Origin of the sequence: Butyrivibrio sp. FCS014 (assembly GCF_000526935.1) — a bacterium.
GTDB lineage: Bacteria > Bacillota > Clostridia > Lachnospirales > Lachnospiraceae > Butyrivibrio.
The window spans coordinates 24,351-40,618 of sequence record NZ_JAHA01000019.1 but is presented as its reverse complement, the minus strand read 5'-3'; the positions used below and the strand labels follow the sequence as shown (position 1 = coordinate 40,618).

At 44.9% G+C, this 16,268-nt stretch carries 16 protein-coding genes; all 16 read left to right on the top strand.

From position 1 onward, the window contains the following. Positions 1-309 precede the first annotated feature (309 nt). The 16 genes from tyrS (at position 310) to flhB (ending at position 16,259) form a co-directional block, all read left to right on the top strand. Positions 310-1,530: a tyrosine--tRNA ligase gene (tyrS, locus tag T456_RS0113370; RefSeq protein ID WP_024866525.1), complete on the top strand. Its 1,221-nt coding sequence runs from the start codon at positions 310-312 to the stop codon at positions 1,528-1,530. Positions 1,531-1,702: 172 nt separating this feature from the next. Further along, positions 1,703-3,187 carry a flagellar hook-length control protein FliK gene (locus tag T456_RS0113365; protein ID WP_024866524.1) on the top strand — a complete coding sequence of 495 codons (1,485 nt, stop codon included), beginning with the start codon at positions 1,703-1,705 and terminating at the stop codon, positions 3,185-3,187. Positions 3,188-3,213: 26 nt separating this feature from the next. Then, positions 3,214-3,891, top strand: a complete 678-nt coding sequence (locus T456_RS21520; protein ID WP_024866523.1) for a flagellar hook capping FlgD N-terminal domain-containing protein — start codon at positions 3,214-3,216, stop codon at positions 3,889-3,891. A gap of 22 nt (positions 3,892-3,913) precedes the next feature. Beyond that, a complete protein-coding gene (locus tag T456_RS0113355; RefSeq protein WP_024866522.1) occupies positions 3,914-4,339 on the top strand; it encodes a TIGR02530 family flagellar biosynthesis protein in 426 nt (141 codons plus the stop codon). Positions 4,340-4,470: 131 nt separating this feature from the next. After that, a complete protein-coding gene (locus T456_RS23870; protein ID WP_024866521.1) occupies positions 4,471-7,605 on the top strand; it encodes a flagellar hook-basal body complex protein in 3,135 nt (1,044 codons plus the stop codon). A 448-nt stretch (positions 7,606-8,053) separates the two neighbouring features. Beyond that, a complete protein-coding gene (locus T456_RS22085; protein WP_081749107.1) occupies positions 8,054-8,227 on the top strand; it encodes a flagellar FlbD family protein in 174 nt (57 codons plus the stop codon). A 49-nt stretch (positions 8,228-8,276) separates the two neighbouring features. After that, positions 8,277-9,080: a motility protein A gene (locus T456_RS0113340; protein WP_024866520.1), complete on the top strand. Its 804-nt coding sequence runs from the start codon at positions 8,277-8,279 to the stop codon at positions 9,078-9,080. Then, on the top strand, positions 9,080-9,910 hold the full coding sequence (locus T456_RS0113335) for an OmpA/MotB family protein (protein ID WP_024866519.1): 831 nt from the start codon (positions 9,080-9,082) through the stop codon (positions 9,908-9,910). Before T456_RS0113340 ends, T456_RS0113335 begins: the two co-directional genes overlap by 1 nt. Before the next feature lie 21 nt (positions 9,911-9,931). Then, a complete protein-coding gene (locus T456_RS0113330) occupies positions 9,932-10,471 on the top strand; it encodes a flagellar basal body-associated FliL family protein (protein WP_024866518.1) in 540 nt (179 codons plus the stop codon). Between the two features lie 41 nt (positions 10,472-10,512). After that, positions 10,513-11,496: a flagellar motor switch protein FliM gene (gene fliM / locus T456_RS0113325; protein ID WP_024866517.1), complete on the top strand. Its 984-nt coding sequence runs from the start codon at positions 10,513-10,515 to the stop codon at positions 11,494-11,496. Positions 11,497-11,500: 4 nt separating this feature from the next. Continuing rightward, positions 11,501-12,748, top strand: a complete 1,248-nt coding sequence (fliY, locus tag T456_RS0113320) for a flagellar motor switch phosphatase FliY (protein WP_024866516.1) — start codon at positions 11,501-11,503, stop codon at positions 12,746-12,748. A 21-nt stretch (positions 12,749-12,769) separates the two neighbouring features. Next, positions 12,770-13,105 (top strand): flagellar biosynthetic protein FliO, encoded by a 336-nt coding sequence (locus tag T456_RS0113315; RefSeq protein WP_081749106.1) that lies wholly within the window; start codon positions 12,770-12,772, stop codon positions 13,103-13,105. Beyond that, complete coding sequence (fliP, locus tag T456_RS0113310; RefSeq protein WP_024866514.1) at positions 13,106-14,050, top strand: flagellar type III secretion system pore protein FliP; 945 nt, start codon at positions 13,106-13,108, stop codon at positions 14,048-14,050. Between the two features lie 18 nt (positions 14,051-14,068). Next, positions 14,069-14,341 carry a flagellar biosynthesis protein FliQ gene (fliQ, locus tag T456_RS0113305; RefSeq protein ID WP_024866513.1) on the top strand — a complete coding sequence of 91 codons (273 nt, stop codon included), beginning with the start codon at positions 14,069-14,071 and terminating at the stop codon, positions 14,339-14,341. Between the two features lie 9 nt (positions 14,342-14,350). Then, a complete protein-coding gene (locus tag T456_RS0113300) occupies positions 14,351-15,136 on the top strand; it encodes a flagellar biosynthetic protein FliR (protein ID WP_024866512.1) in 786 nt (261 codons plus the stop codon). Then, positions 15,111-16,259, top strand: coding sequence for a flagellar biosynthesis protein FlhB (gene flhB, locus T456_RS0113295; RefSeq protein ID WP_024866511.1), 1,149 nt, complete (start codon positions 15,111-15,113; stop codon positions 16,257-16,259). Before T456_RS0113300 ends, flhB begins: the two co-directional genes overlap by 26 nt. The last annotated feature ends 9 nt before the right edge of the window (positions 16,260-16,268 follow it).

The window sequence follows — 16,268 nt, the reverse complement described above, 5'->3', positions numbered from 1 at the left end:
GTAACAAATATTGACTGACTACAGAGAGTTGCCGGATGGTGAGAGGCGCAAGTTAAGAATATTGGTGAATACCTCCGTAAGCTGCACGGAAAAACGGACAATCCAAGTAAGCCGTGACGAGAACCGAAGCGTCAGTTCGGAAGAGTATAAAAGTCAAAGATTCTTTTGACCCGGTACTTATTGAGGCGCATGGCGTGAGTCATACGTGAATGAAGGTGGTAACACGATTAATTCGTCCTTCGTGATCATTAACTGGTCGCGGAGGATTTTTTATTACCCTTCGTGATCACAACACTTAGGAGGTGCATTATGCAGATCTATGAGGAACTTAAGGCAAGAGGCCTGATCGCTCAGGTTACTGACGAGGAGCAGATCAGGGAACTGGTAAACGCAGGAAAGGCCACGTTCTACATCGGCTTTGACTGTACTGCAGACAGCCTTACTGCAGGACACTTTATGGCCCTTACTCTTATGAAGAGACTTCAGGAGGCAGGCAACAAGCCCATCGCCCTTATCGGCGGCGGCACAACCATGATCGGTGATCCTTCAGGAAGAACCGACATGAGAAAGATGCTCACAAGAGAAGACATCGATCATAACGCAGAGTGCTTCAAGAGACAGATGGAGAAGTTCATTGATTTTGGTGAAGGCAAGGCTATGATGGTAAACAATGCCGACTGGCTCATGAACCTGAACTACATCGAGCTCTTAAGAGAGGTCGGAGCGTGCTTCTCGGTTAATAACATGCTTAGAGCAGAGTGCTACAAGCAGCGTATGGAGAAGGGACTTTCCTTCCTTGAATTCAACTACATGATCATGCAGTCCTACGACTTCTACTACATGTTCCAGAAGTACAACTGCAACCTGGAGTTCGGCGGAGATGACCAGTGGAGCAACATGCTGGGCGGCACAGAGCTTATCAGAAGAAAGCTCGGCAAGGACGCTCATGCCATGACCATCACACTTCTTACCGATTCCAACGGCAACAAGATGGGCAAGACCGCAGGAAACGCTGTATGGCTTGATCCCAACAAGACATCACCTTTCGATTTCTACCAGTACTGGAGAAATGTCGGTGACGCCGATGTTGATAAGTGCATCAAGATGCTCACCTTCATTCCTATCGAGGAGATCCAGGAGATGGAGAAGTGGGACGGATCACGCATCAACGAGAAGAAGGAGATCCTTGCTTTCGAGCTTACAGCTCTTGTTCATGGAAAAGAGGAAGCTCAGAAAGCCCAGGATGCTGCGAGAGCTCTTTTTGCAGGCGGTGGAGACATGGCAAACGTGCCTTCTGTTGCTCTTAAGGAAGAGGATTTCAGAGACGGCGTTGTTGATATCCTTCAGGTTCTTGTTTCTGCAGGTCTTTGCACAACAAGAAGTGAGGCAAGACGTGCAGTTGAGCAGGGCGGTGTTCTGTTCAACGACGAGAAGGTAACCGATGTTAAGACAACCTACACAAAGGATTCCTTCGGGGACGGCGTTATGGTAAGAAAGGGCAAGAAGTCCTTCAAGAAAGTTACGGTATAATTAAGTTAAGAAACCTAAAATGGCGGCACAGCTTGGACTGTTGCCGCTATTTCTTTTGATCGAAAAAAATAATGAAAACAGGGTTAAGTATAAAGATATTATTCCGATATACATTACGTAAGAATATGGTCAGGTGGATTATGCCTGTTCCAAATATGAAAGGAGGGTTTTGATGAGCAGTGCGAACAACGTGGTAGGCGCGATCGCAGCTTACCTGTCACAGGGCACTGCAGCCACAACTGTTTCGAATGTCACAAGCCAAAAGCAGAACGTACAGTCACAGGACAAGAGCTTTGATAAAGTGCTCAGCAAGGTTACGGACAATCTTGTAAGCGACAGAAGCCAGGCGGCAAGCAGGGAAGTGAAAAAAGCTTTGAATGAGACGAAGGCTTCAAAGAATGACACTACCGAGTATACAAACAGGATCGCCGAAGATGCCAAGGCAACTGAAGAAGTATCATCCACCCAGGGACAAGATGATGCAGCAAAGGTTGCAGACACAGTACAGACAAACGAAACACAGGGCACGGAGGCTAATGAAGAGCTGCAGGAGGCCATCAATGAGGATGGCAAGGTGATCATAGAGAAGATCACAGATGCATTTGAACTTCCGGAAGATGCAATGATAAATGCTATGCAGGTACTTGGACTTATGGCAGCGGATATGATGAATCCCGAGACCATAATACCGCTGGTAGCACAGGTTTCCGGATCGGAGGATGTCACCGAACTTATAACAGATTCTGATATTTATACTTCACTGCAGGACCTCATGGAGGGTGCGGAAAGTATGAGAAGCGAGCTTATGAATGAGTTCGACTTATCAGAAGAAGAGCTGAAAGCCGCAATTGATGACACCAAGGAAAACTTTGGAGCGGTATTACAGCAGAACGTCGAGGAAGCTGTTCCCGAAGATGCAAAGAACATCAATAAGGAAGCGGTGATCGGCAAAGAGCAGATATTAGATAAAGCACCACAGTCTGAGGTATTCTCAGATCAGCCCGAAGAAGAACCCAAGGTAGAGATTGTTACCGAGAATGCAAATAAAGGCAGCAATGACAGCAGCAAGCAGGATCTTCACAGGGGCGCGGAATCCACAAATCTTTTTAACCAGATCGTAAACAACATAACAGAGGCAGTTCCCGAGACACAGAGCTTCAGTCAGGTGAGCTACACCGACAGAGCACAGATGGAGAACATCATCCGCCAGATCACAGACAGGATCACAATCATGCAGGGACCGGAGGAGACATCCCTTGAACTTGCGCTTCATCCTGCAAGCCTGGGTAATGTGAATGTTCTTTTACAGAGCGGTAAGGACGGGATCACAGCCAAATTCACAGCTCAGAACGAACTGGTAAAAGAGGCTGTGGAGAGCCAGATGGTACAGCTTCAGCAGAAGTTTGAAGAGCAGGGCATAAAAGTAACCTCAATCGAGATCACCATCGCAAGCCACGCATTCGAACAGAATCTGGAGCAGGGCAATGAAAACAGAGACCCCTCGGATGCTCAGGGAAATAAGGGGACAAAGCCTCTTAGAAGGATCAACCTTTCAGAGGTGGAAGAGGAAACTCCCGTTGAAGAGATGAGCGACGCCGAGAGGATCGCGGTTCAGATGATGGCAATGAACGGAAATACAGTTGATTTCAGCGCCTGATCTGAGTAATGAAAGGAACGGTAATTATGAGCGACGTTAATTCTGTAAGCGCTATTATTAAAAACGGTGAAGTCGTAAACGGCGAAAACAAGACCAAATCCGAAAACGCTGCGCCTACCGGTTACGACAAAGATTCTTTTCTTAAGATCCTGGTTGCACAGATGAAATATCAGGATCCCATGGAACCCACATCTAATACTGAATACATCTCACAGTATGCAACATTCACACAGGTTGAGCAGCTGAACAATATGGCAAACTCCATGTCACTGTCAAGGGCATCGGAGCTTGTAGGAAAAACAGTTATCGTTCAGCAGACCAACGCCGATAAGGGAACAACCTCTGAGGTTCAGGGAACGGTTGATTTCGTGACCTACAGCGGCAACAAAGCTTATGTGAACATCAACGGTGAGAACTACAATGTGGACGATGTTGTTCAGGTTCTGGATTCCAACTATACACAGGCTCTCGATATGATAGCTGATTTCGAAAAAGAGATCGATAAGCTCCCGAACCTTGAAGAGATCAGCGATGAGCAGCACGGAGCAACCATCGATGCCATGTATACAATTTACATGAACAACATGACAGACAAAGCCAAGGGTCTCATGAATCCCAACTACGTAACATCACTTCTTCAGTATGTTAACAGGATTGATGAACTCAGAGGCGACAACTACAGGACTTTCAAGACCGAAGAGTAAATAAATTGGAGGAATAACGAGCATGTTAATGGATGATCGTCAGTTCTTTTCAATCGGACAGGTCCAGGATCAGTATCTGAATCCTAATACTCCCAAAACAGGCAAAGAAAAAGAATCTTTGCCTGTGGGAGAAAATTCTTTTGCATCTGTTCTAAATAAAATCCAAAGTGGTGCCGATAATATTAACAGTGAAGGAACTGTTAAGTTTTCAAAGCATGCCATGAACAGGCTAAGCCTTCGTAATATCGAGCTCACTCAGGATCAGATGCAGAGACTGAACCAGGGCAAGATAGAAGCCGGTGAAAAGGGCATCAAAGATTCACTGATTCTTGTTGATCAGCTGGCATTCATCGTAAACGTCCCTAATAATACGGTGGTAACAGCAATGGATCAGACAGAAAACAAGAGTAATGTATTCACGAACATAGACGGAGCAGTTATTGCATGATTGGACCGAAGCGGTGACCGATGTTTCACCGCCAGGAAATCTTCTGAACCCGGACAGACTGCCGGGATCTACAGCAAAACTCTTGCTTCGTCCGAAATCTGATATTTTCAAATGATGGAGGACTTTGCCTTATGATGAGATCACTTTATTCTGGTGTAGCCGGACTCAAGACACATCAGACCAAGATGGATGTTATTGGTAACAACATTGCCAATGTTAACACCACATCTTTCAAATCCCAGTCTATTACATTTTCAGACCTTATGTACCAGACAACCCAGACCGCATCAGGCGCTACCGAGACAAAGGGTGGTGTAAACGCACGTCAGATCGGTCTTGGCGCTAAGTCAGGTGCTATCAATACAGCAATTACATCTCAGGGTGCAACTCAGACCACAAACAATCCCTTTGATATCATGATCACAGGTAACTCATTCTTTATCGTTAACAACGGTACAGAGAACCTCTATACAAGAGACGGTTCTTTCTACGTTGACGGTGCAGGAAACCTGGCAATGCAGTCAAACGGATATCTTGTACAGGGCTGGGTAGCACAGGAAGACAGAGAGACAGGTGCCATCACGATCAATAAGAACGGCGGTCTTTCAAGCCTTCAGATCATGAGCGCTGCTAACAGCACATATTCACCTGCTTCCACAACAGCATCCCTGTTCTCAGGAAACATCGACGACAACGATACTAACATCCTCTCAGATGACGGTAAGACCATCACCCTTGAGTTCTATGACAACAAGGGATATCTTTACACAGGCAAATTCATCCTTAAAAATACAGCAACAGATCACCTCTATGCACTTTCACTTTCAGACGTACTTGATTCCACAGGAAAGTCTCTTGGATCAGGCGTTCTTGATAACATTACTTTCGGAGATACAGAGGCAACCACAAGAACTCAGGATATAGCAGCTGATTCCAAGTACTCATTCGTTACAGATGCAACCGGCGAGCACGTTACCATCAATGCAGAAGGCGGAGATGTTAAGTACGAGAACGTTCCCCAGTCCGGTAACCTTGCAGATATTCTCAGCACAAGTAAAAAGAGCTATAAGGGACTTCTTAAGTCAGCTTATGGCGTAACAGACGGTGACGAGGCAGCTTACGCAGATAAGGTAAACGCAACCTACGAGATCAACCCTACAACCGGAGCCATCACAATTTCCTATACACAGAATGATGTTTCCAACGGAGCATATGCTACAGCAAACTATGCTTTCTCATCAACCAGCGATAAGTACTTCGTTGATCCTGCAACAAGATCTTCCTACCTCATCCCTGATTCAAACGGAAATGCAGGAGATCTCAATGCAGATTACCTCACAACTGTATTCGGAATTTCCAATGCAGCAACTTATGTAAGCTCAGACTATACTTACACATATGCAAGCGGAAGCATTGCTATCCAGAAGAAGCTTGGCCTTGTTGCTACATCAGCAGAGAGACAGTCTTATCAGGCGTCAGCTCTTGTAACAGCAAATGAGAAGGATTACTTCGATGACGGAAACGGCACAACTCTTCAGGCAGCAATTGATGCATGGAAGGCACAGGATCCTGCAAACAATACAGAAGATAAGCTGTTCTACAAATACAACGGAACAACAAAGGTTCTGACAATCCTCAACGAAGGACTTGAGACCAAGGATACAACAACCAACTATGCAGTAAATACTACAGACACAAGTGATCCAAACTATCTTTCTCAGACAAGTTATGATTGCCTTTATGACATTATTTCCACAGAACATCCCGGAACAGCAAATCTTACTCTTGCACTTCTTACTGAAGTAAGCGGTATGGATGATGCAGCTTTTGCTCCTTACGCAGACCTGCTTAACGAAAACGGAGTTACTGCACAGGACATCAGGGATACAGCAAGCCAGATTTCAACCTGGGTGAATGGACAGATGGATACAATTTCCACCGAGGAAATCGGCGGTTACACAGGAGACAGAAGTGATATCAGCTTCTTCCTTGGATCAGTATCAGGAACACCTGCTTTTATCATCGATTATCCCACAAAGCAGTACGCACAGAATCCTATTGCATGGGATACAACTTTCAAGCTTAAGAACGAGGCAGAAGGAAGCCTTCAGGCTCCTTATGAGATTCCTACAACATCTCCTTCCTACGTATATAAGAACACTGACAGCAACAAGTATGCAAAGGCTTATTCCCTTACATCCAATGCCGGAATGTTCACAGAGGATAGCAATGTTTACAAAGAGATCCTTACAAATGTATTCTCAACCAATGAGGACGTTCAGAATCTTCTTAACAACATCGAAGGTTATGATTACAAGATTTCCTTCTCAGGAGACGGACTTGTAAGCATTTCCCACAATGTAACAGAGGATCCCAAGAACACAACAGATGAGTACACAGCAGCCGATAACGGAGACGGAACATCAAATTACACATCACTTCGTGCATTCGGAGATGTTCCCGTAAAGGGAAATATCGCTGACCTTCTCGAGGCAGCCAAGACCGATACAGCAGGTCTTTTGAAGAAAGTATACGGAATTTCCGATGAAGCAGCAGATGCATACGGAACAGACGGAACCTATGAGATCATCTCCTCCAGTGGTTCAGACAACGGAAGCATCAAGCTTACAATCGGTGATCACACTGTACAGCTTGCATTCAACGCAGCAAACGGTGCGCTTGTAACAGCAGACGGCGAAAAGAGCGGCCTTGTAACAATGAAGTTCAACCAGGATTATCCCGGACTTGAAGCCTTCGGTTTCCAGGCATCAGCATCAAATCCCGATGAGGCTGATAAGGCCGGAAACATGACCATCGATTTCGCAGCTCTTACAAACTACAACACCAACGGTTCCTCAACAATCAAAGCTGTAAAGGGAGACAAGAGAAGCCTTAACACAGGCCGTGCGGTTGGTGAGATGAACGGTGTATCCGTAAGTACAGACGGACAGATCTACGCAACATATTCAAACGGACAGACAAAGCTCCTTGGACAGATCGCATCAGCTCAGTTTGCTAATGCATCCGGTCTTTCAAAAGAGGGAGACAACCTGTATACATCAACCCTTAACTCAGGAGATCCTACAGTTCAGGATATCACCACTGACGGTGGCTACATGAACACCGGTGTTCTGGAAATGTCCAACGTAGACCTTTCGGCACAGTTTACCGAGATGATCACAACACAGCGTGGATTCCAGGCTAACAGCCGTATCATCACAGTATCCGATACACTTCTCGAGGAGCTTACAAACCTCAAGAGATAATAATTATTTAATTAAAGTTTCATAGAATTCCCATAGAATAGAACCTTCGTTACAAGTAGAATAATAACTGTACACGGAAGGAACAGATCACTAAAAAAATATGGGATGGACCCCTTGGACCGAAACTATGCCCAAGGGGTCCATTTTTATTATCTAATTTTCAAAAAAGGCTATTTATCTTTGACAAATAGTGGTACAATTATTTAAATACCACAATATGTAGTATTATGCCATAATTCTCTTTGGCAATCTTCATGGATGGTGTGTTGGGGGAAGACAGGATGTTCTAAATAAAATTTCATCAAGCTTCCCAACAAATGAAATTATAGTTCAAATGTGTCCAAAATGTGAACGTAAGCAGCAGATTTTGGGTGTATTAAGTGTTAAAATAATAGTATGCGGAAATAAAGTTTCAAATATCGGTGAAATATTTCTAAATAGTGAAATTATGAGTAAACTTATAGAACTTACAAAGATGGATACAAGAAGGATTCTTGTTAACAGTGATTTTATCGAGACTGTTGAGGCTACGCCTGATACAGTCCTGATTTTGTACTCCGGAAGGAAACTTCTGGTGAAAGAGAGTCCTGAAGAGATCATCAGAATAATAGGTAATGATTAATACGTAAATGATCAGCAAGCAGCTTTCTATATAACAAGGAGGTATTTTTGTGGATATTGCGTCATTGCTTGGAGTAGGATTATGTTTCATATTCATGATCCTCAGTATTGTATTTTCTGCGGGAATCACAGGTGTAAAGTACTTCCTGGATGCTCCTTCGGCCATGATCACATTCGGCGGAGCGTTCATGGCGGTTCTGGGATCACGAAGCCTTCCCAGTTTCCTCAGCGGACTTAAGTCATACACACTGATATTCAAGATGCCCAATGATGATACAAAGTCTGTTATCAAGTCCATAATTGATCTTTCCAATACAGCAAGAAAGGAAGGACTTCTTGCTCTTGAAGAAGCTGCCGGCGGTCTTGAGGATGCCTTCATGAAAAAGGGTGTCATGCTTATAGTCGACGGTACAGAGCCTGAACTTGTTAAGAGCATTCTTGAAGCTGAAATAGATGCCATGGCTGAGCGCCATAAATCCAATTATTCATTCTTTGGCGATGTTGCCGGAATGGGACCTTCCTGGGGTATGATCGGAACCCTGCTGGGTCTGGTTCTTATGCTTCAGAACATGTCGGACCCTTCGTCAATCGGACCTTCCATGGCGGTTGCCCTCATTACGACATTCTACGGTTCCGTTCTTGCCAACTGGTTCTGCTATCCTGCAGAGAACAAGCTCAAGGCAAGAAGTAATGCGGAATATATGCTTAAGAGCATTGTTATAGAGGGACTTCTCTCAATCCAGGCAGGTGAGAACCCTCGTGTTACAGAAGAGAAGCTTAAATCATTCCTGTCACCTGCTGACAGGGCAGCTTACGAGGCCGAGAACGGCAGCGGCGACGGAGGCGGAGAATAATGGCAAAAAGACAGGAAGAAATAAAACCCGGCTTGCCGGCGTGGCAGGGTACCTTCGGAGATCTGATGAACCTGCTCCTTTGCTTCTTCGTTTTGCTTTTCTCAATGGCTAATATGGATGCAGCCAAGTTTGAAGAGGTTGCTGCTTCATTCAGTTCTGCATTCGGTATCTTTAACGGCGGTGAGATGGCCATAGGCCAGGGAGCTCTTATTGGAGACGGTATATCCCAGCTGACGCAGCTTTCCGCTTATGTGACTTCCATGGGTATTGCTCAGGAAGACAAGACCAAGCAGGAAGACAGGGAAGCAGAGGATATGGAACAGGAAGAGCTTTTGGAAGCTGCTGAGAAAGAGCAGCTGGAAGCTTCCGAGGAACTGGCGGGCAAAATAGAAGATGCTCTTGAGAACGGAGCCATCGATGATGTGGTATCTCTTAACTATACCAGCCAGTATGTACAGCTTACGATCCAGGGAGCAATTCTCTTTGATTCAGGTAAGACGGATATCAAGGAAGATGCCCTTCCGGTTATAGAAAAGGTGGGTCAGATACTTGAGACCTATGCCGGAGGAACAATAGAGATAGAAGGCCATACGGACAATGTTCCCATGTCAGGCGGCGGCAAATATGCCAACAATGATGAACTGAGTGCCGGAAGAGCTCTTACCATTTTCTATTACCTTACGGAGAACACAAACCTTGACCCTTCCAATCTTGTTCATACAGGAAGAGGACAGTATGACCCCATAGCCGACAATTCTACGGATGAAGGCAGAGCCAGAAACAGACGTGTTGAAATAAAGATCTACAATCCACTTAGTGCTTCATATTAAAGCGTAAGGAGAATAAATCTTATGAAAAAGAATCTTTTAGCGATCATTATCCTGGCACTTGTAATAGTTAACCTTGCCATGACCGGATTCATGATGCTAAGTGTCATGACCACTAACTCTCAGACAGCAAAGCTTATCTCTGACATTGCGGGAGCTCTTGAACTTGAAGCTAACGGCGGCAATACCGGAGGATTTTCCGGCTCCGCATCAGGCAACGTTGCTGTTACTGACCTGGCAGTATTCAACCTGGCCGGTGACGATGAGATGATGATCAATTTGAAACCCAGCTCCGACGGATCCAGCCATATCATGGTTGTTGATATCGTTTTCTCCATGAACACAGCTTCACCGGATTACGCCACCATGGGTACCGAAGAGAAGCTTACCAGCATGAAGGAACTTATGAAGTCCAAGGTTAATGATGTGATCTCTGCACATTCCATGGAAGAGATTCAGGCTGACACGGAAGGTATACAGACAGAAATCCTTGATGCCATTCAGGAACTGTTTGGCTCAAACTTTATCTACAGTGTGAGCTTCAGTAAAGTTATCTTTTCCTGATGGACTGACTAAAAGCTGACTAAATTGAGAGGAGATACGTTTTGAGTGAAGTACTGTCACAAAGCGAAATAGATAGTCTGCTTTCAGCACTCAGTACAGGTGAGCTCGATGTGGATCAGATGCAGGCCTCGGACGAGAAAAAGGTCAAGGATTATGACTTTAAACGTCCGGCCAAGTTCTCAAAGGAACATCTTCGAACGCTGGAGATGATCTACGAACATTACGGACGACTGCTATCTACCACGTTACCTCTTTATCTGCGAAAGAATGTACAGGTATCTGTAGCCAACTCTGAGACTGTTACTTATTCGGAGTTCAGCAATGCCTTGTCGAATCCTGTTATTTTGGGAGTTATCAGTTTCCTCCCGCTGCAGGGAACGATCATTCTTGAGCTGCAGGCCAATATAGGCTTTTCCTTCATAGACAGAATGCTTGGAGGAGAAGGCACCGGCCTTGATAAGCCAAGACCTTTTACTGATATTGAAATGCCGCTTATAGAGAAGCTTGTAACCATATGCATGCAGCTTATGGTGGAGCCATGGCAGAACGTAGTTGCCATCAATCCTGTAATGGAGAGGATTGAGACCAACCCGCAGTTCGCCCAGGTTATTTCTCCCACAGACATGATCGCCATTGTAACACTGAATATTAAGATCGGTGATACAGAGGGACTTATGAATGTGTGTCTTCCATATTTCACTTTAGAGAGTGTTATGGACAAGCTGAATACCAAGTTCTGGTTCTCCACAATGCAGAAGAATGCGGAAGAGGATTACAAGGAGAATCTGGAAGCTATGGTAAGGCATGTGGATGTGCCTGTTAAGGCAATCCTTGGCAAGTGCAATGTATCGGTCAATGACTTTGTACATTTGCAGGCGGGAGATATTATCAGACTTGATAACAGAGTTAATACAGATATGCAGGTTTACGTGGGCAATATATATAAATTCACAGCTTTGCCCGGTACCGCAAAAGATAAATATGCCGTACGTATAACGTCGGTTGTAAGAGAGGAGGAAGAGTAGGAGCATGGATGGAATGTTATCTCAGGACGAAATTAATGCTTTGTTAGCCGGTATGGATACTTCCGGTGGGGACGCTGCGCCTGCAGATGCTCCTGTAGATTCTGGTATGGAGGCACCGGCGGAAGCTGCTGCCGCATCACCGCCTATAGGGGGAGGTAATATTGATGAGACTCTTCTGACTGACTCTGAAAAGGATGCCATTGGTGAAGTAGCCAATATCAGTATGGGATCTTCAGCTACTACGCTGTATTCACTGGTTAATCAGAAGGTAAATATCACAACACCTCAGGTTGAACTTGCCAACTGGGAGAATGTCATCGACAACTATGAGAGGCCCTGTGTATTTATCCAGATCAAATATACTGTAGGTCTTGACGGAACCAATATTCTTATTCTTAAGGAACACGATGTAATGGTCATCACCGACCTTATGATGGGTGGTGACGGAACCAATACAGACGGTGAGATCGGAGAACTTCAGCTGTCAGCCATCTCTGAGGCTATGAACCAGATGATGGGTGCTGCTGCCACATCTCTTTCCACCATGATCAATCAGAAGGTTGATATCAGTCCGCCTCAGGCTACACTGCTGGATATGATCAACAATGATCCTTCTGATATTGCAGAATTCTTGACGGGAACCTTCGTTAAGATTTCCTTCAAGATGCAGGTGGGAGATCTTGTGGATTCAACTCTTATGCAGCTGTATCCCATTGACTTTGCCAAGGCTCTTAAGGATACGGTCATTGCAGGAGATGCCACATCCTCAGAACCCGAGCCTGCACCGGCACCTGCGCCCGCACCTGCACCGGAGCCCATGCCTGCACCGGCACCTTCTCCTATGCCTGCAATGGATCCTTCCATGATGGCACAGCCTATGCCGCAGATGGCAATGCCACAGATGGGAATGCCCCAGATGGCTATGCCTCAGATGCAGATGACACCTCAGATGATGAATATGAACATCCAGCCGGCCCAGTTCCAGACCTTCGCAGGCGGAACCACCATTATGGCAGGCGGGGAGAACATTGGAATCATCAAAGATGTACCGCTTGAAGTTACTGTTGAGCTTGGACGAACAGCTAAGCCTATTTCAGATATCCTTGATTTTGCGCCGGGTACCATCATCGAGCTTGATAAGGTTGCCGGTGAGCCTGTGGATGTTCTTGTTAACGGCAAGTTTGTAGCCAAGGGAGAAGTAGTAGTTATCGAAGAAAGTTTTGGCGTCCGTGTAACTGAAATTGTACAGTGATTGGGGAGCATATTTAGGGGAATGAATTCTTTTTTGCAGTTCGTGACTATGTTACTGGTATTCGTAATCGTACTGGCTGCCACCTACTTTTTTACCAAATGGATGGCAGGCTACCAGAAGGAAAAGACCTCTACCGGTAACATAGAGATCCTGGAGACTGCCAGGATATCAACTACAAAGTATATTCAGATAGTCCGGGTAGGGCAGAGGTACTTTGCTATTGCCGTGGGCAAAGATGAAGTAACATTTTTAGGGGATATATCCAAGGAGGACCTTGTTTTCAAGGAGGATGGACCTGAAGATGCCTTAAGTTTCAAGGATATCCTTGAAAAATTTAAGAGTGAGAAAAAGAAGTAGATGAACAAAAGACGGGGAGTGTTTAAACTGGATAATTCTGTCAGAAGACTTCTGAGGAAAGGGCTTATTGCGGCCCTTGCCCTTCTTTTTATGTTTTCTTTCCTCACCTTTGCGGTTCCTCTTCAGGCAAAGGCTACGGAAAGTGTCGTTGTAGATACCACTCCCACAGATCCCACTACAGAAAGAGAATCCAATCTTACGGGAACCACAGATGAGAGGACCAATATAAACGATCCCGGTTCCTCGGAAGATCCCGATGATCTTAAAAAGCTTAATATTGCAAATACCGTAACTGTTACCTATGACAATGGAAACGGTACGTTAAACGGTGCATTGAGGATACTGATCACTTTGACTCTGATCGCTCTTGCGCCGACTTTGCTTGTTATGATGACTTCTTTTACCAGAATCGTCGTAGCATTGCATTTCACAAGAACTGCCATCGGTACACAGACATCGCCGCCAAACCTGGTAATGATAGGTATAGCACTTTTTATGACTCTTTTCATTATGCAGCCAACACTTACAACGGCTTATAACGATGCGGTCATTCCCTTTGAGAACGGCGATCTGGACCAACAGGAGTTCATGACGGAAGTGATGAAGCCCTTCAGACAGTTCATGTACGGACAGACCCAGACCAAGGATGTAAAGCTCTTTATGCAGATAGACGGCATCGAATGGGACGGGGAGCTGGACAGCATTCCCAATGTAGTGCTGGTTCCAAGCTTTATAGTAAGTGAACTTCGAACGGCGTTTATTATCGGTTTCCTTATTTACATACCGTTTATTGTAATAGACATGGTAGTGGCATCGGTACTTATGAGTATGGGTATGATGATGCTGCCGCCTACCACTATATCGTTACCATTTAAGATACTGTTGTTTGTGCTTGCGGACGGATGGAGCCTTATCATAGGCAACCTGGTCAAGTCCTTCTATTAGCAGAGGAGGGATTAAGAGATGATCACTTTAGCAGATATCAATCAGATAATGAGAGATGCTCTTTTTCTTATTATCCAGATGTCACTTCCGGTTCTTTTGACCTCAATGACCATCGGACTTGTTATATCAATTTTTCAGACGGTTACTTCCATTCAGGAGCAGACCCTGACCTTCGTGCCTAAGGTTATCGGAGTGTTCATGATGATAATACTTATCGGTAACTGGATGCTGACAGAGCTGTCCGGATACATTACAAATCTGTGGTCGGATTTCTCCAAGTATGTGCGCTAGGAGAAGACTATGATAGATTACACCTTCAGCTACGGCGATCTTGAAGTTTATCTGCTTATTGTCGTAAGGATAATGAGTTTCATATTTGTCTGTCCTTTCTTTGGCGGAACTCAGACTCCAAATGTGGTCAAGATCGGCTACGGGCTTATGATATCAATACTTTTATACGGTGCGGTTCCTTTTTATCCGCCGGATTACAATACGGTGGCCGGTTATGCCGTTATTGTTCTAAAGGAAGCCATGGTTGGCCTGGTAATAGGACTTTCGGTTCTTTTGTGTAACCAGATAGCCGCATTTGCCGGTACCATTACGGATATGCAGATCGGTTTATCCATGGTCAGTATGTTTGACAGCTCCACTAACCAGCAGGTGACAATAACCGGTTCGCTTTATTCACAGTTCCTTACTGTTGCTCTTATCCTTACCGGAATGTATCAGTTTATTTTAAGGGCACTGGTGGACAGCTTTACGATCATCCCCATAAACGGGGCAGTTATTCATTCAGACAGAATGCTTCAGGCAATTCTGAATTTCACCAAGGATTACATGGTTATCGGATTCAGGATATGCCTCCCGATATTTATCATTACCTTTACCACCAACGTCATTCTGGGTGTTCTTGCCAAAGTATCACCTCAGATGAATATGTTCTCGGTTGGTATACAGATAAAGATCGTTATAGGACTTGTGATAATGTTCTTTACCGTTGCCATGATGAATCAGGCAGTTAACTTTATCTTTATCAATACAAAGGAGCTGATAACTGATTTTGTATACAGTTTGCAGGGCGGATGATGAATCCGGGTTACTAATTAAATATAACCTGCAGTTCTTTGCTGAAGATGCAAACGGCGCCGAGAAATCAGAGGAGCCTACATCCAAAAAGCTGGATGATGCCCGTAAGGAAGGTCAGGTAGCCAAGAGCCAGGAGGTTGCGACAGCCTTTTCTTTAATGGCTCTGTTTCTGATACTCAGGATCGGCTATGGATTCATGGGTACCAACTTTCAGAATCTCTTCAGCAGGATATATAACAACATCCCCAACGTGGCAAGAACCTACGAAGGGTATATACCCGTAGAACTGCTGCGGAGCCTTTTGACAAATGCCATATTTACGATGTTTATTATTTCAGCTCCGTTTTTTATTATCGCTTTTATCATTGCTTTTGTAAGCGATCTTGTTCAGGTTGGATTCAAACCTACAAGTAAGCCTCTGCAGCCAAAGCTCTCAAAGCTTAATCCTATTTCCGGTATGAAAAAGATCTTTTCCACCAGGAAGCTTTTTGAACTAGGAAAATCAATACTTAAGCTGGTAATAATGGGAGCAGTTATATACAGCTTTTTTACCGGAAGGACGGAATCTCTTTTCCTTCTGTATGACATACCGCTCAAGCAGGCCATTGGGCTTATGGGCTCACTTATCATAGACCTTGGAATACGTCTTGCAGCCGCATATATCGTTATAGCCGCTATTGATCTTATCTATCAGCGCAGGAAGTTCCATAAGGACATGATGATGACCAAGCAGGAAGTAAAGGACGAGTACAAGAACTCGGAAGGAGATCCTGCTGTAAAGGGTGCTCAGAAGCGAAGAATGATGGAGGCTTCAAGGCGAAGGATGATGCAGCAGCTGCCTGAGGCGGACGTTGTAATCACCAACCCTACTCACTTTGCTGTTGCCATCAAATATGATGCGGATGAAAACGATGCACCTATAGTTGTTGCTAAGGGTGCTGACTATCTGGCTCAGAAGATCAAGGAAGTGGCCAGAGAGAACAACGTTGAAATAGTAGAGAACAAGCCTCTTGCCAGGATGCTGTACACCAACGTGGAAGTTGGCGAGCTTGTTCCGCCTGAACTCTACAAGGCGGTAGCTGAAGTTCTTGCATATGTATATCACTTACAGGGTAAAGTCTGACCCGTTTGT

Coding starts and splice junctions, on each gene's coding strand:
- T456_RS0113335 (WP_024866519.1), top strand. CDS start 9,080: ATGGCAAAAAGACAGGAAGAAATAAAACCCGGCTTGCCGGCGTGGCAG.
- T456_RS0113315 (WP_081749106.1), top strand. CDS start 12,770: ATGAATTCTTTTTTGCAGTTCGTGACTATGTTACTGGTATTCGTAATC.
- T456_RS23870 (WP_024866521.1), top strand. CDS start 4,471: ATGATGAGATCACTTTATTCTGGTGTAGCCGGACTCAAGACACATCAG.
- tyrS (WP_024866525.1), top strand. CDS start 310: ATGCAGATCTATGAGGAACTTAAGGCAAGAGGCCTGATCGCTCAGGTT.
- fliP (WP_024866514.1), top strand. CDS start 13,106: ATGAACAAAAGACGGGGAGTGTTTAAACTGGATAATTCTGTCAGAAGA.
- T456_RS0113330 (WP_024866518.1), top strand. CDS start 9,932: ATGAAAAAGAATCTTTTAGCGATCATTATCCTGGCACTTGTAATAGTT.
- fliY (WP_024866516.1), top strand. CDS start 11,501: ATGGATGGAATGTTATCTCAGGACGAAATTAATGCTTTGTTAGCCGGT.
- T456_RS21520 (WP_024866523.1), top strand. CDS start 3,214: ATGAGCGACGTTAATTCTGTAAGCGCTATTATTAAAAACGGTGAAGTC.
- T456_RS0113355 (WP_024866522.1), top strand. CDS start 3,914: ATGTTAATGGATGATCGTCAGTTCTTTTCAATCGGACAGGTCCAGGAT.
- T456_RS22085 (WP_081749107.1), top strand. CDS start 8,054: ATGAGTAAACTTATAGAACTTACAAAGATGGATACAAGAAGGATTCTT.
- fliQ (WP_024866513.1), top strand. CDS start 14,069: ATGATCACTTTAGCAGATATCAATCAGATAATGAGAGATGCTCTTTTT.
- T456_RS0113300 (WP_024866512.1), top strand. CDS start 14,351: ATGATAGATTACACCTTCAGCTACGGCGATCTTGAAGTTTATCTGCTT.
- T456_RS0113365 (WP_024866524.1), top strand. CDS start 1,703: ATGAGCAGTGCGAACAACGTGGTAGGCGCGATCGCAGCTTACCTGTCA.